This window comes from Fructilactobacillus cliffordii (genome assembly GCF_024029355.1).
In the GTDB taxonomy this organism is placed as follows: domain Bacteria; phylum Bacillota; class Bacilli; order Lactobacillales; family Lactobacillaceae; genus Fructilactobacillus; species Fructilactobacillus cliffordii.
The window spans coordinates 923,798-941,038 of sequence record NZ_CP097117.1 but is presented as its reverse complement, the minus strand read 5'-3'; the positions used below and the strand labels follow the sequence as shown (position 1 = coordinate 941,038).

Genomic DNA, 17,241 nt, shown 5'->3' with positions numbered 1-17,241 from the left:
TCCATTATTACCATTGGAGGTTCTTATGACAACTACTTGGGAAACAATTCCAAATCAATATCAAGATATTCTGTTTGAACGCCGCGATAAAGTCGCTAAAATTACGATTAACCGACCGGAAAAACGCAACGCCTTTACCCCCCAAACCGTCAACGAAATGATTGACGCCTTTGCGCAATGCCGAGACGACGAAAACATTGGCGTGATTATTTTAACCGGACAAGGTGACCTTGCCTTCTGTTCCGGTGGTGACCAAGGGGTCCGTGGGAACGGTGGCTACGTCGGCAGTGACCACATCCCCCGCCTAAACGTGCTGGATCTACAACACCTCATTCGGGTCATTCCCAAGCCAGTGATTGCGATGGTTCGCGGTTGGTCCGTGGGAGGAGGAAACGTCTTACAACTCGTCTGTGACCTGACAATTGCCGCTGACAACGCGAAGTTTGCGCAATCCGGTCCCAAAGTCGGTAGTTTCGACGGGGGCTATGGATCAGGATTACTCGCTGACACGATTGGCATCAAACGGGCCAAGGAAGTCTGGTTTACGTGCAAGACCTACACCGCTGATGAAGCCTTTCAAATGGGTTGGATAAACAAGGTTGTGCCGTTAGATGATGTGGAACAAGAGACCCTCGACTGGTGTGACGTCCTCTTACAACGTTCACCAATGGCATTACGGTTAATCAAGGCTTCCATGAACGCCGCGACCGATGGATTGGCTGGGATTCAACAGCTGGCCGGCGATTCCACACTGCTGTACTACACCAGTGACGAAGCCAAAGAAGGCCGCGACGCCTTTTTGGAAAAGCGGAAACCAAACTTTGACCAATTTCCTAAATTTCCCTAGAAATCAGGTTCACAATGGATAATTGGCTCCAAAAACGAACGCAACTAACGCCTCAGCGCCTAGCGCTGTCCTTTCACGAGCAAACGTGGACCTTTCAAGACCTTCAACAACAAGTAAACGGTCTCTGCGCCACCTTACAATCCCGCTTATCAAATCCAGGACGGGTAGCCATCCTGGGCAATAACACGCCGGATTTCTACTTTGGCATCTTAGCATTGCACCAACTCGGCGAACCAATTGTGTGTTTAAATAAACAACTAACCACTCCGGAACTGCAGTATCAAATTAAGGATGCCCAGGTGCAGACCATTTTAACCACGCAGGAATTTCTGCCGCAGTTACAAGCCGTAGCTAACGTGAAACTAATTGCCCTCGATCAGCTCAAGTGGCAACCTCAAGCAAATTGGCCAGCACCCCCCACCGAACTTGATGCAATCGCCAGCATTATGTACACGTCAGGTACGACTGGGCGCCCCAAAGGAGTTTGTCAAAGCTACCGGAACCACTGGACTAGCGCGCTGGGCGCTGAACTAAACCTACCGGTCACGGAATCCGATTGCTGGATTTGTGCTGTCCCGTTGTATCACATCAGCGGCCTTTCGATTGTAATACGGAGTTTGTTGTACGGAATGCCGGTCCGACTTTACGAACATTTTGACCCACAGGCGATTAACCAGGACTTGGTGCACGGGAGAGGCACCATCATTTCGGTGGTCCCTTACATGCTCAAAAAGTTACTGGCTAAAAAGCACGAACCTTACGATAACCACTTTAGCTACATGCTTCTGGGGGGTGGTGCAATTGATCAAGCGACTCTCGACCAATGTGACCACCATCAAATTCCGGTCATCCAGTCCTACGGGATGACGGAAACGGCCTCGCAGGTCGTGGCCCTCAATCCAGCTGATGCCCAACGGAAGCTGGGCTCAGTCGGAAAACCCCTCTTCCCGGTCAGTTTGAAAATTGCAAACACTAAGCAATCAAATCAAATTGGCGAAATTTTGCTCAAAGGTGATAACCTAACGCCCGGTTACCTCAATCAACCGCAACGACTGGCAGAGAAAACAACAGCATCTGGCTGGTTTCGGACGGGGGACCTTGGCTATGTTGACGATGAAGGCTTTTTGTACGTTAAAAGTCGGCTCGCCGAACTCATCATTTCTGGAGGCGAAAACATCTATCCCAATGAAGTTGAGCAGGTATTGAATCAACTACCGGATGTGCAGGAAAGTGCCGTTGTTGGCAAGACCGATTCCACCTGGGGCTCCATTCCGGTCGCATTTCTGGTGACGGACCAGTCCTATTCATTGACGAAAGTCCAGAAGTTTCTCATGGATAAACTGGCCAAGTACAAGTTCCCCAAAGAACTGCACTTGGTCAATCACCTGCCTAAGACAGCGAACGGAAAGTTACAGCGAGTGGAATTGGTAAAGTGGTTGGAAAAGAATGAATAATTAAAAGGACGTGAATTGACTAAATTGATAGTTAATTTACGTCCTTTTACATAATTATAATTTAATTACTTCCCTCGATACGTCATCCGCACGTGTGGAACCTCAACTTCTAAAAACGGTTCACCTTCTGTCACGAAACCTTGTTTTTCATAGTAACCCACCGCTTGCATCTGGGCGTTAATCGTAATTGGTAATCCCGGAAATCGCTCGTGACACAGTTGTAAAATGGCAGTTAGCAATTTCCGACCTTTCCCCGTGCCACGTACCGAGGCGCTCGTCAGGACCCGGCCAAAGGTTACATGGTCCCCATCCTGAAATACCCGGGCATAGGCAATTACTTCACCTTGCTCTGACTGCTCAAAGAGGTGTAAAGCCGTTAAATCCTCGTCATCCGGATCACAACAGTCAATTTTTTGTTCCTCCACAAAAACCTGTGACCGCGCTCGCAAAATTTGGTACACGGTCACAGGATCCATAGCTTGGAGCCGCTGAACTTGAAACATCGTTAAATTCCTTTCTCGTTAGTCGTATCAAAATTGAAATTAGTTTACCATTGCCAGAACCCCGAAAGCTAGACCCAGTAAACTAAATCCGGGAATCTTTTGGCAAGATACGATTATACTGGTGGTATTGAAATAGAATTAATCAAATCACAAAGGAGCACCATCATGCCAGAACTTATGAATTCCATCGGCTACACCCACTATTTACCCATTGATAATCCCGAGAGTTTCTTCGAATTTAAAACGGCTATTCCAACGCTTGCAGAACACGATTTGCTGGTTCAAGTCGACGCTGTCTCAGTAAATCCGGTCGATATCTTTACCCGCAAGAGACAATCATCAACTCTAACTGAACCCAAAATCATTGGCTACGATGCGGTTGGTACCGTGGTCAAAACTGGCTCTGCTGTAAGTCTGTTCCACGTCGGCGACCGCGTCTTTTACGCGGGAGCTTACAACCGACCCGGCAGCAATAGTGAATATCAAGCTGTCGACGAACGCATTGTCGGTCATGCTCCACAGCAACTAACTACTGCCGAAGCAGCCGCCATGCCCCTCACGAGTTTAACCGCCTGGGAATCATTATTTGAGCAAATGAACATCGACTTACACAATCACGAAGCTAATGCCCAACAATCGATTTTAATCATTAACGGCGCTGGGGGCGTCGGATCCGTGGCTACCCAGTTAGCCCACTTAGCCGGACTGCAAGGCATTGCTACCGCCGGAACCCCGCAAACCAAGGACTGGACGTTGCAACATGGTGCCGATTATACGGTTGATTATCATCAAAATCTGGTAGAACAAGTGCATCAGCTGGGATTTGAAACGGTTAACTACGTCCTCGAACTCCAAAATCTGGATCACTATTGGGATGACATCAGTCAGTTAATCGCTCCCCTCGGAACCATTGTTTCGACGACAGGAAGCGGGAAGGACCTTAACTTTCAACCATTGAAACGAAAGATGATTCGCTTTGGTTGGGAATGGATGTACACCAAGTCGTGGTATCAAACCCCAAACTTGATTACTCAACACGAAATCCTAGACCAAGTGAGTCAACTCCTAGATCAAGACCAATTACAATCCACGTTAACCAAAACGTTTAACCCCATCAACGCCGAAAACTTGCGAGCGGCCACTAAACTAGTGGAAAGCCATCAGATGATGGGAAAAGTGGTCGTGAAAAATTAATTAAAACAGTGCATTAGAAAAAGTCTACCTCTCAATTGAGATAGACTTTTTTATAAGTAAATATTATATTTATGTTTAACTAAGATGAAAATTATCACCTTCTTTTTTTATTATTTCTCTTAAAATATCAGGAAAAGCCTGCATTTGTCTCATAAGAGTTTTTGATGAATTTTTCATAGAATATTTAGTACCTCTTCCATTACCTACTTTATCTATTATTTTTTTGTCAATAAGGGACGATAAGTTTCTATTTGTGATGCTATAAGATAATTTTGTAACATCCTGAATCTTTTTTCTAGATATTGGAATAGGCTCTGATTTTAGAATTACCTTTATAATATTTTTTTCATAATCATTTATTGATTTATTATCTAATGATGTTAAAAAATCAATTGACCATATTTTCAAATGAGTTATATTATCTGAGCTATATATTTCAGGTGACTTTAATTTATTCATCGTAGCAGCATTTTGTATTGTTTCTCCCCCATAACCTTCCCTTTCACCAAGACCAATTTTTACAAACAATGAAGAAATTATTGGATTTCGAACTTTCGTTTTTATTTCATTAAAAAACTGTTCCGGTGTAATTAATAAGGTACCAGGATTTTCAAACAAATAATTTTCAGGTGTAACAGTTATTCTTATATATCCAGATTGTTCATAATCCGCATGCATAAGTGTATTAATAAGTGCTTCTCGAAGAGCTTTCCTCATTGTACTTCCTGTTTCAATTCTTTCACCATTTTTTTCACTAATAGAAAATCTATTTTTCACCCCACTATAAAGTTCACTTATAACATTATTATAAAATGAGTATATATTGAAATCATATACAATGCTTGAAATTCTGTTAGAGTATCTTTCATGAAGTGGATTAGATTTATCAAAATAATCTAATTGAAAATGTGGTATATGCTTTATAATTACATTTGTTTTACCAAAAAATAACAAACCACCAAGAGTTACAAATAAATTTTCATTTTCATCATAATCTATAACATTCAATCGTTGCAAAAAAACATTTAATGGTAATTTACCAAGTCTTTCTTGTTGTATTGGATCTTCAAACAACTTACTCCTGTATCTATCTATATCTTCCATGTTTAAATCAGATATAGATGTCCCTCTCATCAGCTTTCTATCTAAATTTAAATCATTATCCCTTTTAATTGTTAAAGCTTCTTCTAAACTTATTTTATAATCATTAGGACCCTTTCTAATATAAGCATTACCTTTATAAAATACCGGCCTATGATGAGTAGACTTTCTTACTGATATTTTAATTACAGTTCTACCATTTTCACATTGTATATCCTTAATATCATCGTTCTTAATAGTTGAATAAGATAATACCCCATTATTAATTCCATCCCAAAATTGTTCATGTATTTTTTGAACAACATTATTAGATATTCCATTAATAAATTCTTTATTTTCGTCAATACCAAGATATATGGTTCCTCCATCAGTATTTTCAAAGGATGCAATAGATTCCCAAGCTTCCTTAGGAAACTTTTTTTCACATTTTTTATACTCTATCTGATGATTCTCTTTAGATAAATCTTTAAATTTCTTTTTCATAAAAAACCTTTCCGTAAAAATGTAGAGAAAATGTAGAGAAAATGTAGAGATTAAATATTATTAAAAAGCTGATATAGTAGGCAATTAAGATATCCGTGTTAATCTTCTCTTCACAAAAATGTAGAGAAAATGTAGAGAAAATGTAGAGAAAATAAATTATGTTTGAACTAATATGAATGTAATTACATACAATAAAGTTGATTTAGATATAAATTATATGATATTAATATTTTTTCACAATAAACCATCTACACATAATTATGTGTGGGTAGCGTTAAAAATTTTTAAAACATAATGAAAATGAAAATCTTCTTTCTATATAATTTTATCATTAATGATGACATTAATCCTTATTAGTAATTAGGTATTAATTTGAATTTCAAAATTATTTATGCCTTTCTCTTATCATTAATAATATAAATAATAAAAACGCCTGAACCACCGATTCTTTCAGTGATTCAGGCGCTTTAATTTTTCCACAAATTATTTTTGCTGGGCCAATTCTTGTTTCGACTTTTTAATTAACTCAATGGCATCGTTAAAGTCATTGAGTCCCACTTTACACTTAGCGCCATCACGTTCTACCGCATGGGAGCTTGCGTAAACTACTACGTTTAACAGGTCTCCCCCAGAAAAGCCATCGGTATTAGCTAAAATCTCATCCCAATCGGCTGCAGATAAAGCAACCGGTAGCTTAGCTGGAATCAACTTTTCTAAAATCTTCCGCCGTGCCTCTTTTTCCGGCAATGAGAATTCAATGTTACCAATAATCCGCCGTAAAAAGGCTGGGTCATAGTTTTTTCCGAAGTTGGTCGTAAAAATCGTAATCCCTTCGAAGTTATCTAACTCCAGCAGCATGACTGATTTAGTCAAATTAACGGCGTGATCCGTACTTTTCGTTACGCTGTCTAACCGGCGACCCAGGATGGAATCCGCTTCATCAAAGATTAAAACGGCATCCGTATCCCTTGCCTCTTTAAACAGGAGCTTAATGTTCTTCGGCGTTTCCCCCACGTACTTAGATTCAATGTCCGCGTAGTTAACTTTGATCACCTTTTTGCCCATTTCCTTGGCAATGGCTTCTGCGGCAAAACTTTTCCCAGTCCCGGGCAATCCGTACAAGTTAATTACGGTGCGTCCCCCGGTAGAATCAATTTCTCGCAGTCCAAACTGATTGTAGAGCAAGTCATAATTTTCAATTTTAGAGATTAAACTCTGAATTTGGTTAGCCACCTCATCGGAGACAATCAGGTTCTTTAAATCTCGTTTAGGTTCTTCCACCGGGAAAACTAAATCAGCGGTTTTGGTTGGTGCTTTCGGTTTTAATTTTAATGGGCCCGTCGTTCGTTCGCCCGCTCTATCAACCTTTGCCATCTTTCCTTTCCTATCTATAGTTCGTTATCTAATGTATTTTGGTTTTCTTCAACCCATTGGTCTTCCAACTTATCAACATACGTATCGATTGAAGCATGCAAGAAGTCCGGTAAATCCGGGTCAATTTTCTCGAATTTCTTTTTAAATTTTGGATCGTCAGCGTACATTTCGTTCAATCCTCTTAATAGCTCAATGCTAGGATTATAAAAGTTCAGCAGAAATTGATGCCATCTCACCATCAGTTGTTGAACCTTTTCACTGTCTGGATCCTCATCCTTTAGTTTAGCAAGGTCTACGAAAATCTCGTTACTTTCTTTGATAATCGCGGCCTTTTTTTCATCGCTATAACTATTCCAGTTCTGTTGCGATTGTTTAACTTCTTGATCGCCATACTGGTCACTAATTTGCTTTTCTACTTTGGCTTGTCTTTTTGCTTTTTTCTTACTCATTTTAGATCCAACCTAACTGCTTAATTACTTTCATTCCATCATAATCTTATTTCTCCAAGGTCAACGGTTAGTCTCATTTTACAATTTACTGTGCGCTTTTTAAACCATCTTTCTACATAAAAACACCCCATAAAATTTAATTTTTATGGGGTGTTACATAACCATGTTCAAGTCTAAATCAATTAAAACTAACTAATTTAAGTTACTTGCGTTTTCTACGCTCTACTTGTAAAAATGCCCAAACCATTAATGCTAACCCGAGGGCAACTTCAACAAGTAACAAAAACAAGCTTGATTGGCGTTGACCCGTTGCTGGTAACTTTCGATTAGATTGCGTCTGTTTGGTTTGTGACTGACTAAAATTAGTTCCTTTATCATCCACTATAAATCCATGAAGATCATTTTGAAACCCACTCCGATTATCTTTAGTGAGGTTCTCTCCCGGGGTTTTAGTAATTGCATCACTAGAACCATTCCCATCTGAATCATTCGGCGTTTCAGGAACAGCTAAAGCAACTACGTGGACATACACTGTTTTAGTTAATCCATTAGCAGCCTTAATTATAACGGGATAACTACCAGGCGTAGTTACATCGACCGCACTCGTATCTAAAGTGATTGGAATGGTCTTTCCATTTTGATCGGTCGCACTAGCTCCCAAGTCATTAACATTTGGCAGTGGACTATTGACGTCAATGGTCACATCATGACCGGTAACATTACTTTGATCTGCTACTTTTTGATATACGTAAATGACCGATTGCACCTTTTCACTGAAAGTTCCCGTGGCATTACCCGTTACTTTTTTAAGGATATAGCCAGCAATCTCTTTTACTTGTGTTGTATACGGATCACCAATCTTTCCCGTTAACGTTTCTGTTGGCGCAATTTCATGACCATTTTCATCTAAATACTGGACTGTAACCTCAGCACCGGCAACCGGTTGCTGAGCCAATACATGAACATAAACGATTTTACTAAGCCCATTAGAAGCAGTAATGGTTACGGGATAACTACCCGGTTTAGCCAGGTCAACCGCACTCGTATCCAAGGTTACTGGAATGCTTTTCCCAGCCTGATCAGTGGCACTGGCGCCCAAAGCAGCAGCATCTGGCATCGAATCATTAACGTTAATGGTAACATCGTGGCCGGTAATGCTACTTTGATCTACCACCTTTTGGTATACATAAGTTACCGATTGTGCATTTTCGCTAAAAGTTCCTGTAGTGTTCCCTGTCACATTCTTCAATGTGTACCCCGGAATCTCCTTCGCTTGGGTTGTATAAGGATCACCAATTTTTCCCGTCAACGTTTCGGTTGGCGCAATTTCATGGCCAGCTTCATCCACATATTGAACCGTAACATTGGCTCCGGGCAGGCTAGCTTCAACATTAATTGTTTGCCTAATTGCATTTCCACCGAAATTAAAAATCCCATCCGTCTTGTAGTCGTCACTTAAAAACCAATCAGGTTTCCATTTAAAAACTTTCAAATTATCAAAATCACTTTGAGTTACCCCATCAATTACAAAAGCATTATTTGTTAAAGTCGCATTAACCCACTTCCCGTTATAATTAACTACCGTTGATCGGGTTGGATACGAAGGGGTTCCATCCGGATTAATTATCAAATCCTTTAACTTACTAAATGGCAATGATAATTGCTGAGTCTCTGGATTATAAGAAAAATCATTATGATTTAAAGTATATTCGGAACTAACTTGCTGCTGGCTAACAACAATTCTAGTGACATTATCCAAATTTAAACCTTGCTTTAACACGCTGAGATCTTTAATTCGATTCTTACTAAAGATGATTGTGGACAAATTGGGATTAGCCATTTTCACACCAACTAATCCCATCAAGGAATCAATGTTGGTTCCTTCAATCGATAAAGTAGTCAATCCATGACACTGTTCTAACAACTTAAAAACTGAATTATCAAGTCGATTGGAGCTCTCTGCCCAAAAATCACCTCCAGCACTTTGATCAATAGATAATTTTTTTAGAGATGGTAACTTGCTTAAATCGGGCAACTTATCAGTCGTAAAAGGAACGACGTCAAAGTCCAATCGTTCTAGGCTAGTTATCTTTGCAATGGCAGAAAAATCAATGTCACTCGGAACATCTGTGTTCCCGGCGGAACTAATAAAAAGTGTTTTTAAATTGGTACAGTACTGAATTCCTTCAAAAGTTTGCGGTAGAACTTGATATCCAGTGCTTCCAAATGAAGGGATTCGCAGCGTTTTAATCGCTTGCATATCTGCCACTGTGATTTCTTGAATCGTTTTGTTCAAACTAGGATAAAAGCTTTGGTTATAAGCATCGGCAATCGCCTTTTGCAGTGCTGGATCTGGAACTACCGAAGTCATCATGGCTTGATTGTCACTAACCGCTAGTTTAACTATCATATTATTAATGGTCTGAAGTTGGTTATCCGTGTCAGAAGTTGTCGTCGCTGGCTTATCCTGCGGAACCGTTTGATTACTAGGTTGCTGGTTAGCCCCCTCTAAATCATTCGGTTGTTGATTGGTTGCACCCGGTTTAGCAGGCTGGCTTGAATCAACTGTTAGACTTTCATTACTTGTATCGGTTGGTTGCGTCGCAGAAGCAAATGAGCTAGTTCCGTCCGGTTTAGTTGATTCCCCCGCATTAACTCCTTGTTCTGTTTCGCTGCTAGTTCCCGTTTGACTCTCCACAGCATCACTTTGAGGTTGAGATTCAACCGGGACAACCTGACCATTTCTGGTATCAGCCTCATTATTAGTAAGATTCGAATGCGTCGTTGTGGTTGCTTGCTGACTTGAATCAGTAGCGCTCGTATCCTTCACGGGCATTTCATTGCTTACACTCGGGTTCGTTGTCTCAGCTTGAACCGTTAAATAAGTTGATGACATGATAGCCGTAGTGACCACTGCGGCAAAAATCCACTTTTTGCCGGATTTATACATTTTATACCGACGAGTTTGTTGCTCAACTATTCGCTTCATTAATTCCATCCTTTCGTATTGTTTTTACTGCTATCTAATTAGATTAAAATCTCAATAAACCGTAGTTTCTAATTAGAATTATAACATGAACAATTTTCACTAGCTTTAAATTAGAATATTTATCTTTGATATATCATTTTAATTTCCTTACCACAAATTAACCCTAAAATGGGAACATCATCAGCTTAAATTCTTAATAGAAAAACACTGTAAAAACTAAATCTAATTTATATAGGTTTTAAAATTAACATCTTTTGTTGTAATTATAAATTCATCCTCCTTTTCTTGTTTATAGTGATGATATTATACACTGGTGTGTAATATCATTGCTACCCAATTAGAACACAATTGTATAAGTTCCCATTTTAGGTATTTTGACCATTTTCTTTCCCCAAAACGACTTTAGTAAGATTCAGATTGTAGAGATATCTTTCCGTTGCTTAATCTCACTTTGGGTATTTCTTTAATTGAGTAGGTCTTTTATGATTGAATCAGCTATAAACTAAATAAAGGAGTCCAATATGATAGTTAGCGTCATTATTTTAATTGGCTTATTACTAGCAATCGGATTTATCGCTGGTCGCTCACAAGATAAATATTTATTTTTAAAGTCTGGATTATACTTCTTTTTGATGGAGATTACGTCCAGCATCGCATTGCTAATCTCTGTCAGTGGGGTTTATTTTTTCATGGTAAAACTGCTGCACTATGACATTCGGATTCTCACCTTTTGTCTTGCGGCCACGTTTATCGGCGGCATCATCAACTTTTATTTCATCAGATACTTAAATTTGTTCAAGGATTCAAACAGCATGTTAGTGATGCAAGTGGAGTATTACATCCAATGGACCACGATTGCCCTAACGCTCTACCAGTTTTTAACGGGATCCAGCTCTAACTTAAAAATCTTTGCCAAAGCTGGGATTTCGGCCGAAAACCTAGATATCAACGAACTCAACTTACTGGTCCTGCCACTGCTCTTGATTAGTTGGATTTCAATTGCAATGATCAAGATTTATTTAACGGATCGTGGGCACTAAGACTTATTATTAAAGAAGGAACACATACTATGAAAAATCACGTAGATACCAAATCTAAGAACGGAGAATTAATTATTCCAACTGATCAATGGAACAAGGATTGAGCCAGACTTCTAAGCAAGCAAAATCGTACAACTAAAGACCAAAAGGTGATTTTAGTTGATGAAAAAAATGATGACTCTCCTTTTATCGACTGAGTACTTCATGGATAACAGCAGTCTACTTGCTCGCAACCCAATCTCTTTTTCAGTGTTTAACTATGCTAGAATTAAGTTATAACTGATTCTAAGGGAGAAAAATATGAAGAAAAAAAGCTTACTGGTAATTCCAGTTGCCCTCACCCTGCTCCTTAGTTTGGCGGCTTGTGGTAATGACCAACATAAATCGGAAACTGCACATGCTAAAACCGAACACAAGCAAAACAAGAAAAAAACTAATACAAAGAAAAAAGAGCAAAAGGAAACGTCTGATCAAGAAGCTCAGAAAAACAGTGCTAACCCTAACACTCAATCCGACCAAACCCCAAATGCTGATTCTAACCAAAATAATCGGAATAGTACTGCTGACAGTCAAGTAGCAGTAAACAATGCCAACACTAATAACGCAGATGATAGCACTAGCAACAGTTCCAATGCTAATCAAAACCAACCGCAAGAGTCTCAATCAGTAAAGAACCAAGCAGCCGGTAATACCGACGTAGTTAACACTTCTGAGGCAGCCATTAACATCATAAAAAATGAACTTGGTAATAGTTCTGATTATTCATACGATGTATTGTCTACCGATAATGGGGTATATGAAATTAAAGTGATCTCTAAATCAATTCGAGCTCAAGGTGGTAGCGGAACGGTTGGACTTTATGACGTTATGCCTGATGGTACTTACAATTTAAAATATTAATTTTAAAAACAGCAAAGGGCCCTCTTCCCAGTGAAGAGGGTCCTTTTTGTATGCTTATTTACACTATTCGTTGCGCTTAATTTGTTCCTTCAAGTTATCTAACAAAGCGTTAACTTGTTGCTGCGTTGAATTAATAATCGCTAAAATTTCAGCATTTTGCTATTTGTTATAAGCAGTCGTTTTATTTTTCCAACAAATGAGCCCGTTCTAACATCCGCGCAATCAACAGTGAAAGCACCCCACTGAAGAGGAAGACGGATACCAAGCCTACTAGGAATAATGCCACAATCAAGCCCACGCTAAAACCAGCATAGTCTTGTCTGATCAATTGGTACCCAAACGTAATCACCGTGGTGGTAATCGAAGTCAGCGTTACACTCAACCAGCCGTAGTTCTTGTAGCCTGTAACCGCGAATCCCAGTTCAGAACTCACCCCTTGGATTAACCCAGAAATCAACGTGGAAGCACCCCAAATTCCGCCGAGTAGCATTTCTACCACGGAACCCAGTAATTCGGCTAACAATCCGGAACCGGGAATCCGTACTACCAGTAAAGCCAGTGGACCAGCCATTGTCCAAAATCCGAGCAGGATGGAACCTGCAAACGGCGCCAATCCCAGCGGCGTCAAAACCGCCGTTACGGCCGTGTAAATCGGATCCATAATCCAGAAAATCAATCCCGTAATAATCCCAATTAACGTTACTAAAATAATGTTTTTCAAATGCCATTCCGATACCCAGTGTTTCATAATTTCGTCCTCCTTTTATAATTTAGCCATAATAAAAAGCACTCAACCACGGCTGAGTGCTTTGAAAAACGAATTCATGATTGCACTAGTAACAATCGGCTTTTCAAACGCGATAATCGTTCCCTGCGGCAGTCCTAACTACATCAGGTTCAATGGGTTTAATCTCAGCTCGTGGCACCCCAACTTTTTATTCTGCACTTATTATAACATATTTTTTCTTACTACTTCGTATTTTTTTCTAGGCCAAAACCACGGGACAATCCGTAGTAGACAATGGCGGAGAAAATCATCGAAATGAACGTAGCGCCGACGGTCTCTTTAATGACCGGCATGTTCTTCAAAACCAGGTACAAAATCACGCCCAAGACCAGCGTCACAATCGCAATCACGTTGTAACCACCCTGGTACCAAAGTTGTCCTTTCGGATTAGACAAAGTTTGCGGCGTGTAATTCTTCCGGTTTAAGAGGAAGTAATCGACACACATGATGGCGATGATGGGTCCGAGTAACATTCCCGTGTAGTCCAGGAAGGACGTGAAGGATGCTAAGAAACTTCCGTTTAACAATGGCACAAAGGTTAATAACATGGAAACAAGCGTGATGATGACCAACGACTTGTTGAAGCTGACCTTGTGAAAGACGTTGTTCAAAGCGGAAGCCCCAGCCTGAATGTTAACCGCGTTGGCCGTCATACTGGTCAAGACAATCACGATCATAGCGATGAAACCGAGACCAAGCTTGTTGGCAATGATACTAGGGTCAGAGTTGTTCGGATCGTAACTTCCAGACGTCATGGCTACGCTAATTGTGGTACAAATCCCAATCAGCGTGAAACTCAGCAGTCCAAGCAAGGCTCCCCAGAACGGAGCGCTAATGGCTACGTGTTTCTTCCGGGTGAATCGGGTAAAGTCAGCAGCGCCGGTCACCCAACCTAGACTAGCAGCGGCGATGGTATCAATCCCTAATCCAAACGGCATTTTTTGTGCTGCTGGAATCCGGTAATGCAACAAATCGGTCAACGAAACGTTCTTAAAGACCACAACCGTTTCTAAAATCACAAAGATGATGACCAACACGACTCCAATCCGTTCCACTAACTGCACGGAACGTTGCCCCGCCACGATACTCAAAATGTGCAGGACACTCATAATGCCAATTCCGACAATCATCCCAAGGTTTCCACCCGGATGACCAAAGAGTGGCCACTTGAAAAGACTGTGGAAGATGAAGGCTAACGAAGTTGCCGCAATGAAAGTATTCACGGCCGTCCACCCTAGGAACAGGGTGATGTTAATCAGCGACGGAATGATGCTGCCGCGAATCCCGAACGATCCCCGGGATAACACCGTGGTCGTGGCTCCGGTTTGATAACCCACGTACCCCAACATGCTCAAAAAGATGTAGGCCAGCACCCCAGCAATTAACGTTGCGGTCGTCCCACCAATCAAGCCACAGGCGGCTACCACGCCCCCGATGAACCAGGTCCCGTTATTGGCGTTCGCGCCAAACCACGTGGCAAACATGTCCCAGTAGTTCATGTTCCGTTCGTCTTGTGGAATGACTCGGAACGCATACTTGCTATTATTCAATATAGTTTCCTCCAAAATATTAACATTTTGTGTCTGTTTTATATCAATAATCGTCTTTCTTAGTATAGCAGAGATCAGTGCGAAACGGTAGCGCTGCCAGTAATTCTAACCCGCTTGTGATGCTGGTTAGAATTAGCTTATAATTAAAATTAACTTGCAACTTTGAGGAGAATTATCACTCATGACCACCATTCGTTCTGGCTACGATCCACTCTTACCTACCCTGTTAATCTCGATTCACAAAGAATACGTGGATGAGATTAATGCCGGCACCAAAGTCATTGAATACCGGAAGTCCTTTTTTAAAGATCAGTTTCAAGCCTTTATCTATGCCAGCGGTAAAAATGGTGGCATCTCCACCTTTATCCGGTGTAATCAACCCATTATCAGTGACGCTGACCACCTCGCCCGGATTGGCTCAATTGTCGGTAACGATGATTATCATGAGATTTTTGACTACTTTCAAGCTAAAAATACGGGCGTCATCATCCCCATCCGGTCCGCATCCCAAATTCACAAGCTCGATTTACCTACGTTACGTAAACAATTTGGGAACTTTAATGCGCCACAAAAATATACTTTTTTAGACAAACCCGAAAAACAGTCATTGTTGAACTACTTGATAGACCAGGAATTAGTGAGAACCATGACCAACGATTGGAATCATTTTTACGCCCAAATTGCTAACAAAATTAACTAACGCCCTAATCCCTTCACAATCTCAAATTCCTACCCCAGTGAAAGCGGAAACATGGTAAAATAGAGGTAGGAATATCGCAGAAAGGAGAATCGCAATGGTTATTTTATTACATGCATTAATCGGAATCGTTGGTTTCGTAAGTGCCGGAGTTTTAGGAATTAGTTTCATGGGTCACACCCAAGAATTATCCACGATGCAACGCTGGTCATTGATTTTGACGGTCAGTGCCGTTGGAATTACTGCCGTGCTTGGTCTGTACTACATGGCCGGCATTTGGGGCGCTTTAGTTTCTGGCCTCTTATTAGCCTACTTTGAATACGTGTGCTTCTTTAAAGAACCCAAAACGGTTCACGAACACCAATAACATAAATTAGTAAAAATCCGCTAGCCTGGCTAGGTTAGCGGATTTTTTGTTACTTCTGTTTTCTATTTTAACTTCACTAAGCCCACGGCGAGCGTTCCAGCAATCCAGAACAAACTTCCAATTAGCATTAACGTTGGTAACGAATTACCAATCAACGGTAAGATCAGCACGCTTAGGAGCGAAGCCACAATTTGCGGGACACAGACCTGGGCGTTAAATAATCCCTGATAAACACCAGCATTTTGGGCTGGGACCGCATCCATTACAAAGGCTAAGGGATAGATGATGATCCCGGCCCATCCGACTCCAATTAAGATGAAGGCCAGCACCATGCCTAAGCTGGAATGTAAAATCCCAATCCCTACAAAGCCCACGGCCCCGACCGCTAAGCTTCCACCTAACGCATGCACTTGATACCGGCGTGGCACCCGGCCTAATCCTACTGCCAGGACGGAGGCTGCTAAGGCGTACACTCCGGACAACACCCCAAAGAGATTCCCGCCCTGCTGGTACGCCGCACTGGCTGGATTAGTGGTGTGATAAACGTTGGCAGCAATCGTTCCAGCTCCGTAGGTCCACAACAGCGCAAAGGCCACAAAACACAGCCCCTGCACGAGTGCAATCGTCCAAAAAATCGCTGGTGCCTGCTTGATTAACTGCCAGTAACTCAGCTTCGTCTGCGCTGGTGGTCCTTGATACAGCTCCAATTCCGCTGGCGTGTACTCACGGACATTCCTCACCGTCAAAATGGAACAGATGGTCAGCACGGTCGCTGCCAAGTAGAAAACCAGTTTCATCGTCAGAGGGGCTGCACCCGGGTGCGCCACGTTGCTAACGCCGAGAACCGACAGGAACCACGGAGTAATGGCGGCTAGGATGCTTCCGCCGTTCACCATAATGCTTTGCAGCGAGGTGACCTGTCCTTTTTGTTCACTGCTAACCATGTCGCCAATCAGGATTTTAAAGGGCGCCACACAGGCGTTCGCGGCCACAATGTATAGTAACACTAGCACCGCTCCAATTCCCAAGACTACGGATATCGGTAAACCCCAGTCCCCGGCGTTCGGCAGTAAAATCAGGGTCAGGTCAGCAATGATCGTGCCTCCAACCAAGTAGGGAATCCGGCGGCCTAACTTAGGTAACCACGTGGCGTCTGAAAACTGGCCCAGGATGGGTTGGGTAATCATTCCAGTAATTGGCGGAATTAAAAACAAAAACGCCAGCATCTGCGGACTGGCTCCAAACGTCTGAAATAATCGCCCTAGCTGGGAATTTTCTAATCCCAATGACATTTGGGCCCCCAGTAAGCCAAAGCTCAACCAAAAAAGTTGGTTAAATCGTAACCGTGGTAACGATTGTTGCTGTTTCATCGTGCCACTCCCCTTCTAAAATTTAAAGATAGTGCCATTGTACCGGCATCAAATCCTGGATTCAAACCCTGACTAGTTGTTAAAAATTCACAATCAGAAAAATATTTTTCACAAAAAGGGTTGCCAATTTCTTTGT

Annotated in this window: 15 protein-coding genes and 1 riboswitch; of the genes, 7 read left to right on the top strand and 8 right to left on the bottom strand. The window is 41.5% G+C overall.

Features of this window, described 5'->3' with window-relative positions; genetic code table 11:
* Positions 1-25 precede the first annotated feature (25 nt).
* A complete protein-coding gene (menB, locus tag M3M38_RS04655) occupies positions 26-847 on the top strand; it encodes a 1,4-dihydroxy-2-naphthoyl-CoA synthase (protein ID WP_252813720.1) in 822 nt (273 codons plus the stop codon).
* 14 nt (positions 848-861) lie between these two features.
* Entirely contained in the window at positions 862-2,301 is a 1,440-nt protein-coding gene (locus M3M38_RS04650; RefSeq protein ID WP_252813719.1) for an o-succinylbenzoate--CoA ligase, read from the top strand.
* A 65-nt stretch (positions 2,302-2,366) separates the two neighbouring features.
* On the opposite strand, the gene M3M38_RS04645 is transcribed toward M3M38_RS04650, so the two are convergent.
* Complete coding sequence (locus M3M38_RS04645) at positions 2,367-2,804, bottom strand: GNAT family N-acetyltransferase (RefSeq protein ID WP_252813718.1); 438 nt, start codon at positions 2,802-2,804, stop codon at positions 2,367-2,369.
* A 165-nt stretch (positions 2,805-2,969) separates the two neighbouring features.
* Here M3M38_RS04645 and M3M38_RS04640 point away from each other — a divergent pair, with 165 nt between their 5' ends.
* Complete coding sequence (locus M3M38_RS04640; protein ID WP_252813717.1) at positions 2,970-3,998, top strand: zinc-binding alcohol dehydrogenase family protein; 1,029 nt, start codon at positions 2,970-2,972, stop codon at positions 3,996-3,998.
* Positions 3,999-4,073: 75 nt separating this feature from the next.
* On the opposite strand, the gene M3M38_RS04635 is transcribed toward M3M38_RS04640, so the two are convergent.
* The 4 genes from M3M38_RS04635 to M3M38_RS04620 all read right to left on the bottom strand — a co-directional run bounded on the left by M3M38_RS04635 (position 4,074) and on the right by M3M38_RS04620 (position 10,394).
* Positions 4,074-5,582 (bottom strand): RNA-binding domain-containing protein, encoded by a 1,509-nt coding sequence (locus M3M38_RS04635; RefSeq protein ID WP_252813716.1) that lies wholly within the window; start codon positions 5,580-5,582, stop codon positions 4,074-4,076.
* 483 nt (positions 5,583-6,065) lie between these two features.
* Positions 6,066-6,956 carry an ATP-binding protein gene (locus tag M3M38_RS04630; protein WP_252813715.1) on the bottom strand — a complete coding sequence of 297 codons (891 nt, stop codon included), beginning with the start codon at positions 6,954-6,956 and terminating at the stop codon, positions 6,066-6,068.
* Between the two features lie 14 nt (positions 6,957-6,970).
* Positions 6,971-7,405 (bottom strand): TipAS antibiotic-recognition domain-containing protein, encoded by a 435-nt coding sequence (locus M3M38_RS04625; protein ID WP_252813714.1) that lies wholly within the window; start codon positions 7,403-7,405, stop codon positions 6,971-6,973.
* Between the two features lie 202 nt (positions 7,406-7,607).
* Positions 7,608-10,394, bottom strand: coding sequence for a MucBP domain-containing protein (locus M3M38_RS04620; protein WP_252813713.1), 2,787 nt, complete (start codon positions 10,392-10,394; stop codon positions 7,608-7,610).
* A gap of 521 nt (positions 10,395-10,915) precedes the next feature.
* Here M3M38_RS04620 and M3M38_RS04615 point away from each other — a divergent pair.
* Complete coding sequence (locus M3M38_RS04615; protein WP_252813712.1) at positions 10,916-11,434, top strand: SA1002 family membrane protein; 519 nt, start codon at positions 10,916-10,918, stop codon at positions 11,432-11,434.
* A 300-nt stretch (positions 11,435-11,734) separates the two neighbouring features.
* Positions 11,735-12,334 (top strand): hypothetical protein, encoded by a 600-nt coding sequence (locus M3M38_RS04610; RefSeq protein ID WP_252813711.1) that lies wholly within the window; start codon positions 11,735-11,737, stop codon positions 12,332-12,334.
* Between the two features lie 181 nt (positions 12,335-12,515).
* Here the strand turns inward: M3M38_RS04610 and M3M38_RS04605 are convergent, their stop codons facing one another.
* Both M3M38_RS04605 and M3M38_RS04600 read right to left on the bottom strand, forming a co-directional pair.
* The gene (locus tag M3M38_RS04605; RefSeq protein ID WP_252813710.1) at positions 12,516-13,082 is read right to left on the bottom strand and encodes an ECF transporter S component; all 567 of its coding nucleotides are present in this window, start codon (positions 13,080-13,082) and stop codon (positions 12,516-12,518) included.
* A 103-nt stretch (positions 13,083-13,185) separates the two neighbouring features.
* A riboswitch (TPP riboswitch) is annotated at positions 13,186-13,274 on the bottom strand.
* A 29-nt stretch (positions 13,275-13,303) separates the two neighbouring features.
* Positions 13,304-14,674, bottom strand: a complete 1,371-nt coding sequence (locus M3M38_RS04600; protein ID WP_274705806.1) for a purine-cytosine permease family protein — start codon at positions 14,672-14,674, stop codon at positions 13,304-13,306.
* 178 nt (positions 14,675-14,852) lie between these two features.
* Between M3M38_RS04600 and M3M38_RS04595 the strand changes: the two genes are divergently transcribed.
* Together M3M38_RS04595 and M3M38_RS04590 are read left to right on the top strand one after the other, a co-directional pair.
* On the top strand, positions 14,853-15,371 hold the full coding sequence (locus M3M38_RS04595) for a hypothetical protein (protein ID WP_252813709.1): 519 nt from the start codon (positions 14,853-14,855) through the stop codon (positions 15,369-15,371).
* Positions 15,372-15,465: 94 nt separating this feature from the next.
* Positions 15,466-15,735: a hypothetical protein gene (locus tag M3M38_RS04590; protein ID WP_252794990.1), complete on the top strand. Its 270-nt coding sequence runs from the start codon at positions 15,466-15,468 to the stop codon at positions 15,733-15,735.
* Between the two features lie 62 nt (positions 15,736-15,797).
* On the opposite strand, the gene M3M38_RS04585 is transcribed toward M3M38_RS04590, so the two are convergent.
* On the bottom strand, positions 15,798-17,105 hold the full coding sequence (locus M3M38_RS04585) for an MFS transporter (protein ID WP_252813708.1): 1,308 nt from the start codon (positions 17,103-17,105) through the stop codon (positions 15,798-15,800).
* Between the last annotated feature and the right edge of the window lie 136 nt (positions 17,106-17,241).

Coding starts and splice junctions, on each gene's coding strand:
- menB (WP_252813720.1), top strand. CDS start 26: ATGACAACTACTTGGGAAACAATTCCAAATCAATATCAAGATATTCTG.
- M3M38_RS04650 (WP_252813719.1), top strand. CDS start 862: ATGGATAATTGGCTCCAAAAACGAACGCAACTAACGCCTCAGCGCCTA.
- M3M38_RS04645 (WP_252813718.1), bottom strand. CDS start 2,804: ATGTTTCAAGTTCAGCGGCTCCAAGCTATGGATCCTGTGACCGTGTAC.
- M3M38_RS04640 (WP_252813717.1), top strand. CDS start 2,970: ATGCCAGAACTTATGAATTCCATCGGCTACACCCACTATTTACCCATT.
- M3M38_RS04635 (WP_252813716.1), bottom strand. CDS start 5,582: ATGAAAAAGAAATTTAAAGATTTATCTAAAGAGAATCATCAGATAGAG.
- M3M38_RS04630 (WP_252813715.1), bottom strand. CDS start 6,956: ATGGCAAAGGTTGATAGAGCGGGCGAACGAACGACGGGCCCATTAAAA.
- M3M38_RS04625 (WP_252813714.1), bottom strand. CDS start 7,405: ATGAGTAAGAAAAAAGCAAAAAGACAAGCCAAAGTAGAAAAGCAAATT.
- M3M38_RS04620 (WP_252813713.1), bottom strand. CDS start 10,394: ATGAAGCGAATAGTTGAGCAACAAACTCGTCGGTATAAAATGTATAAA.
- M3M38_RS04615 (WP_252813712.1), top strand. CDS start 10,916: ATGATAGTTAGCGTCATTATTTTAATTGGCTTATTACTAGCAATCGGA.
- M3M38_RS04610 (WP_252813711.1), top strand. CDS start 11,735: ATGAAGAAAAAAAGCTTACTGGTAATTCCAGTTGCCCTCACCCTGCTC.
- M3M38_RS04605 (WP_252813710.1), bottom strand. CDS start 13,082: ATGAAACACTGGGTATCGGAATGGCATTTGAAAAACATTATTTTAGTA.
- M3M38_RS04595 (WP_252813709.1), top strand. CDS start 14,853: ATGACCACCATTCGTTCTGGCTACGATCCACTCTTACCTACCCTGTTA.
- M3M38_RS04590 (WP_252794990.1), top strand. CDS start 15,466: ATGGTTATTTTATTACATGCATTAATCGGAATCGTTGGTTTCGTAAGT.
- M3M38_RS04585 (WP_252813708.1), bottom strand. CDS start 17,105: ATGAAACAGCAACAATCGTTACCACGGTTACGATTTAACCAACTTTTT.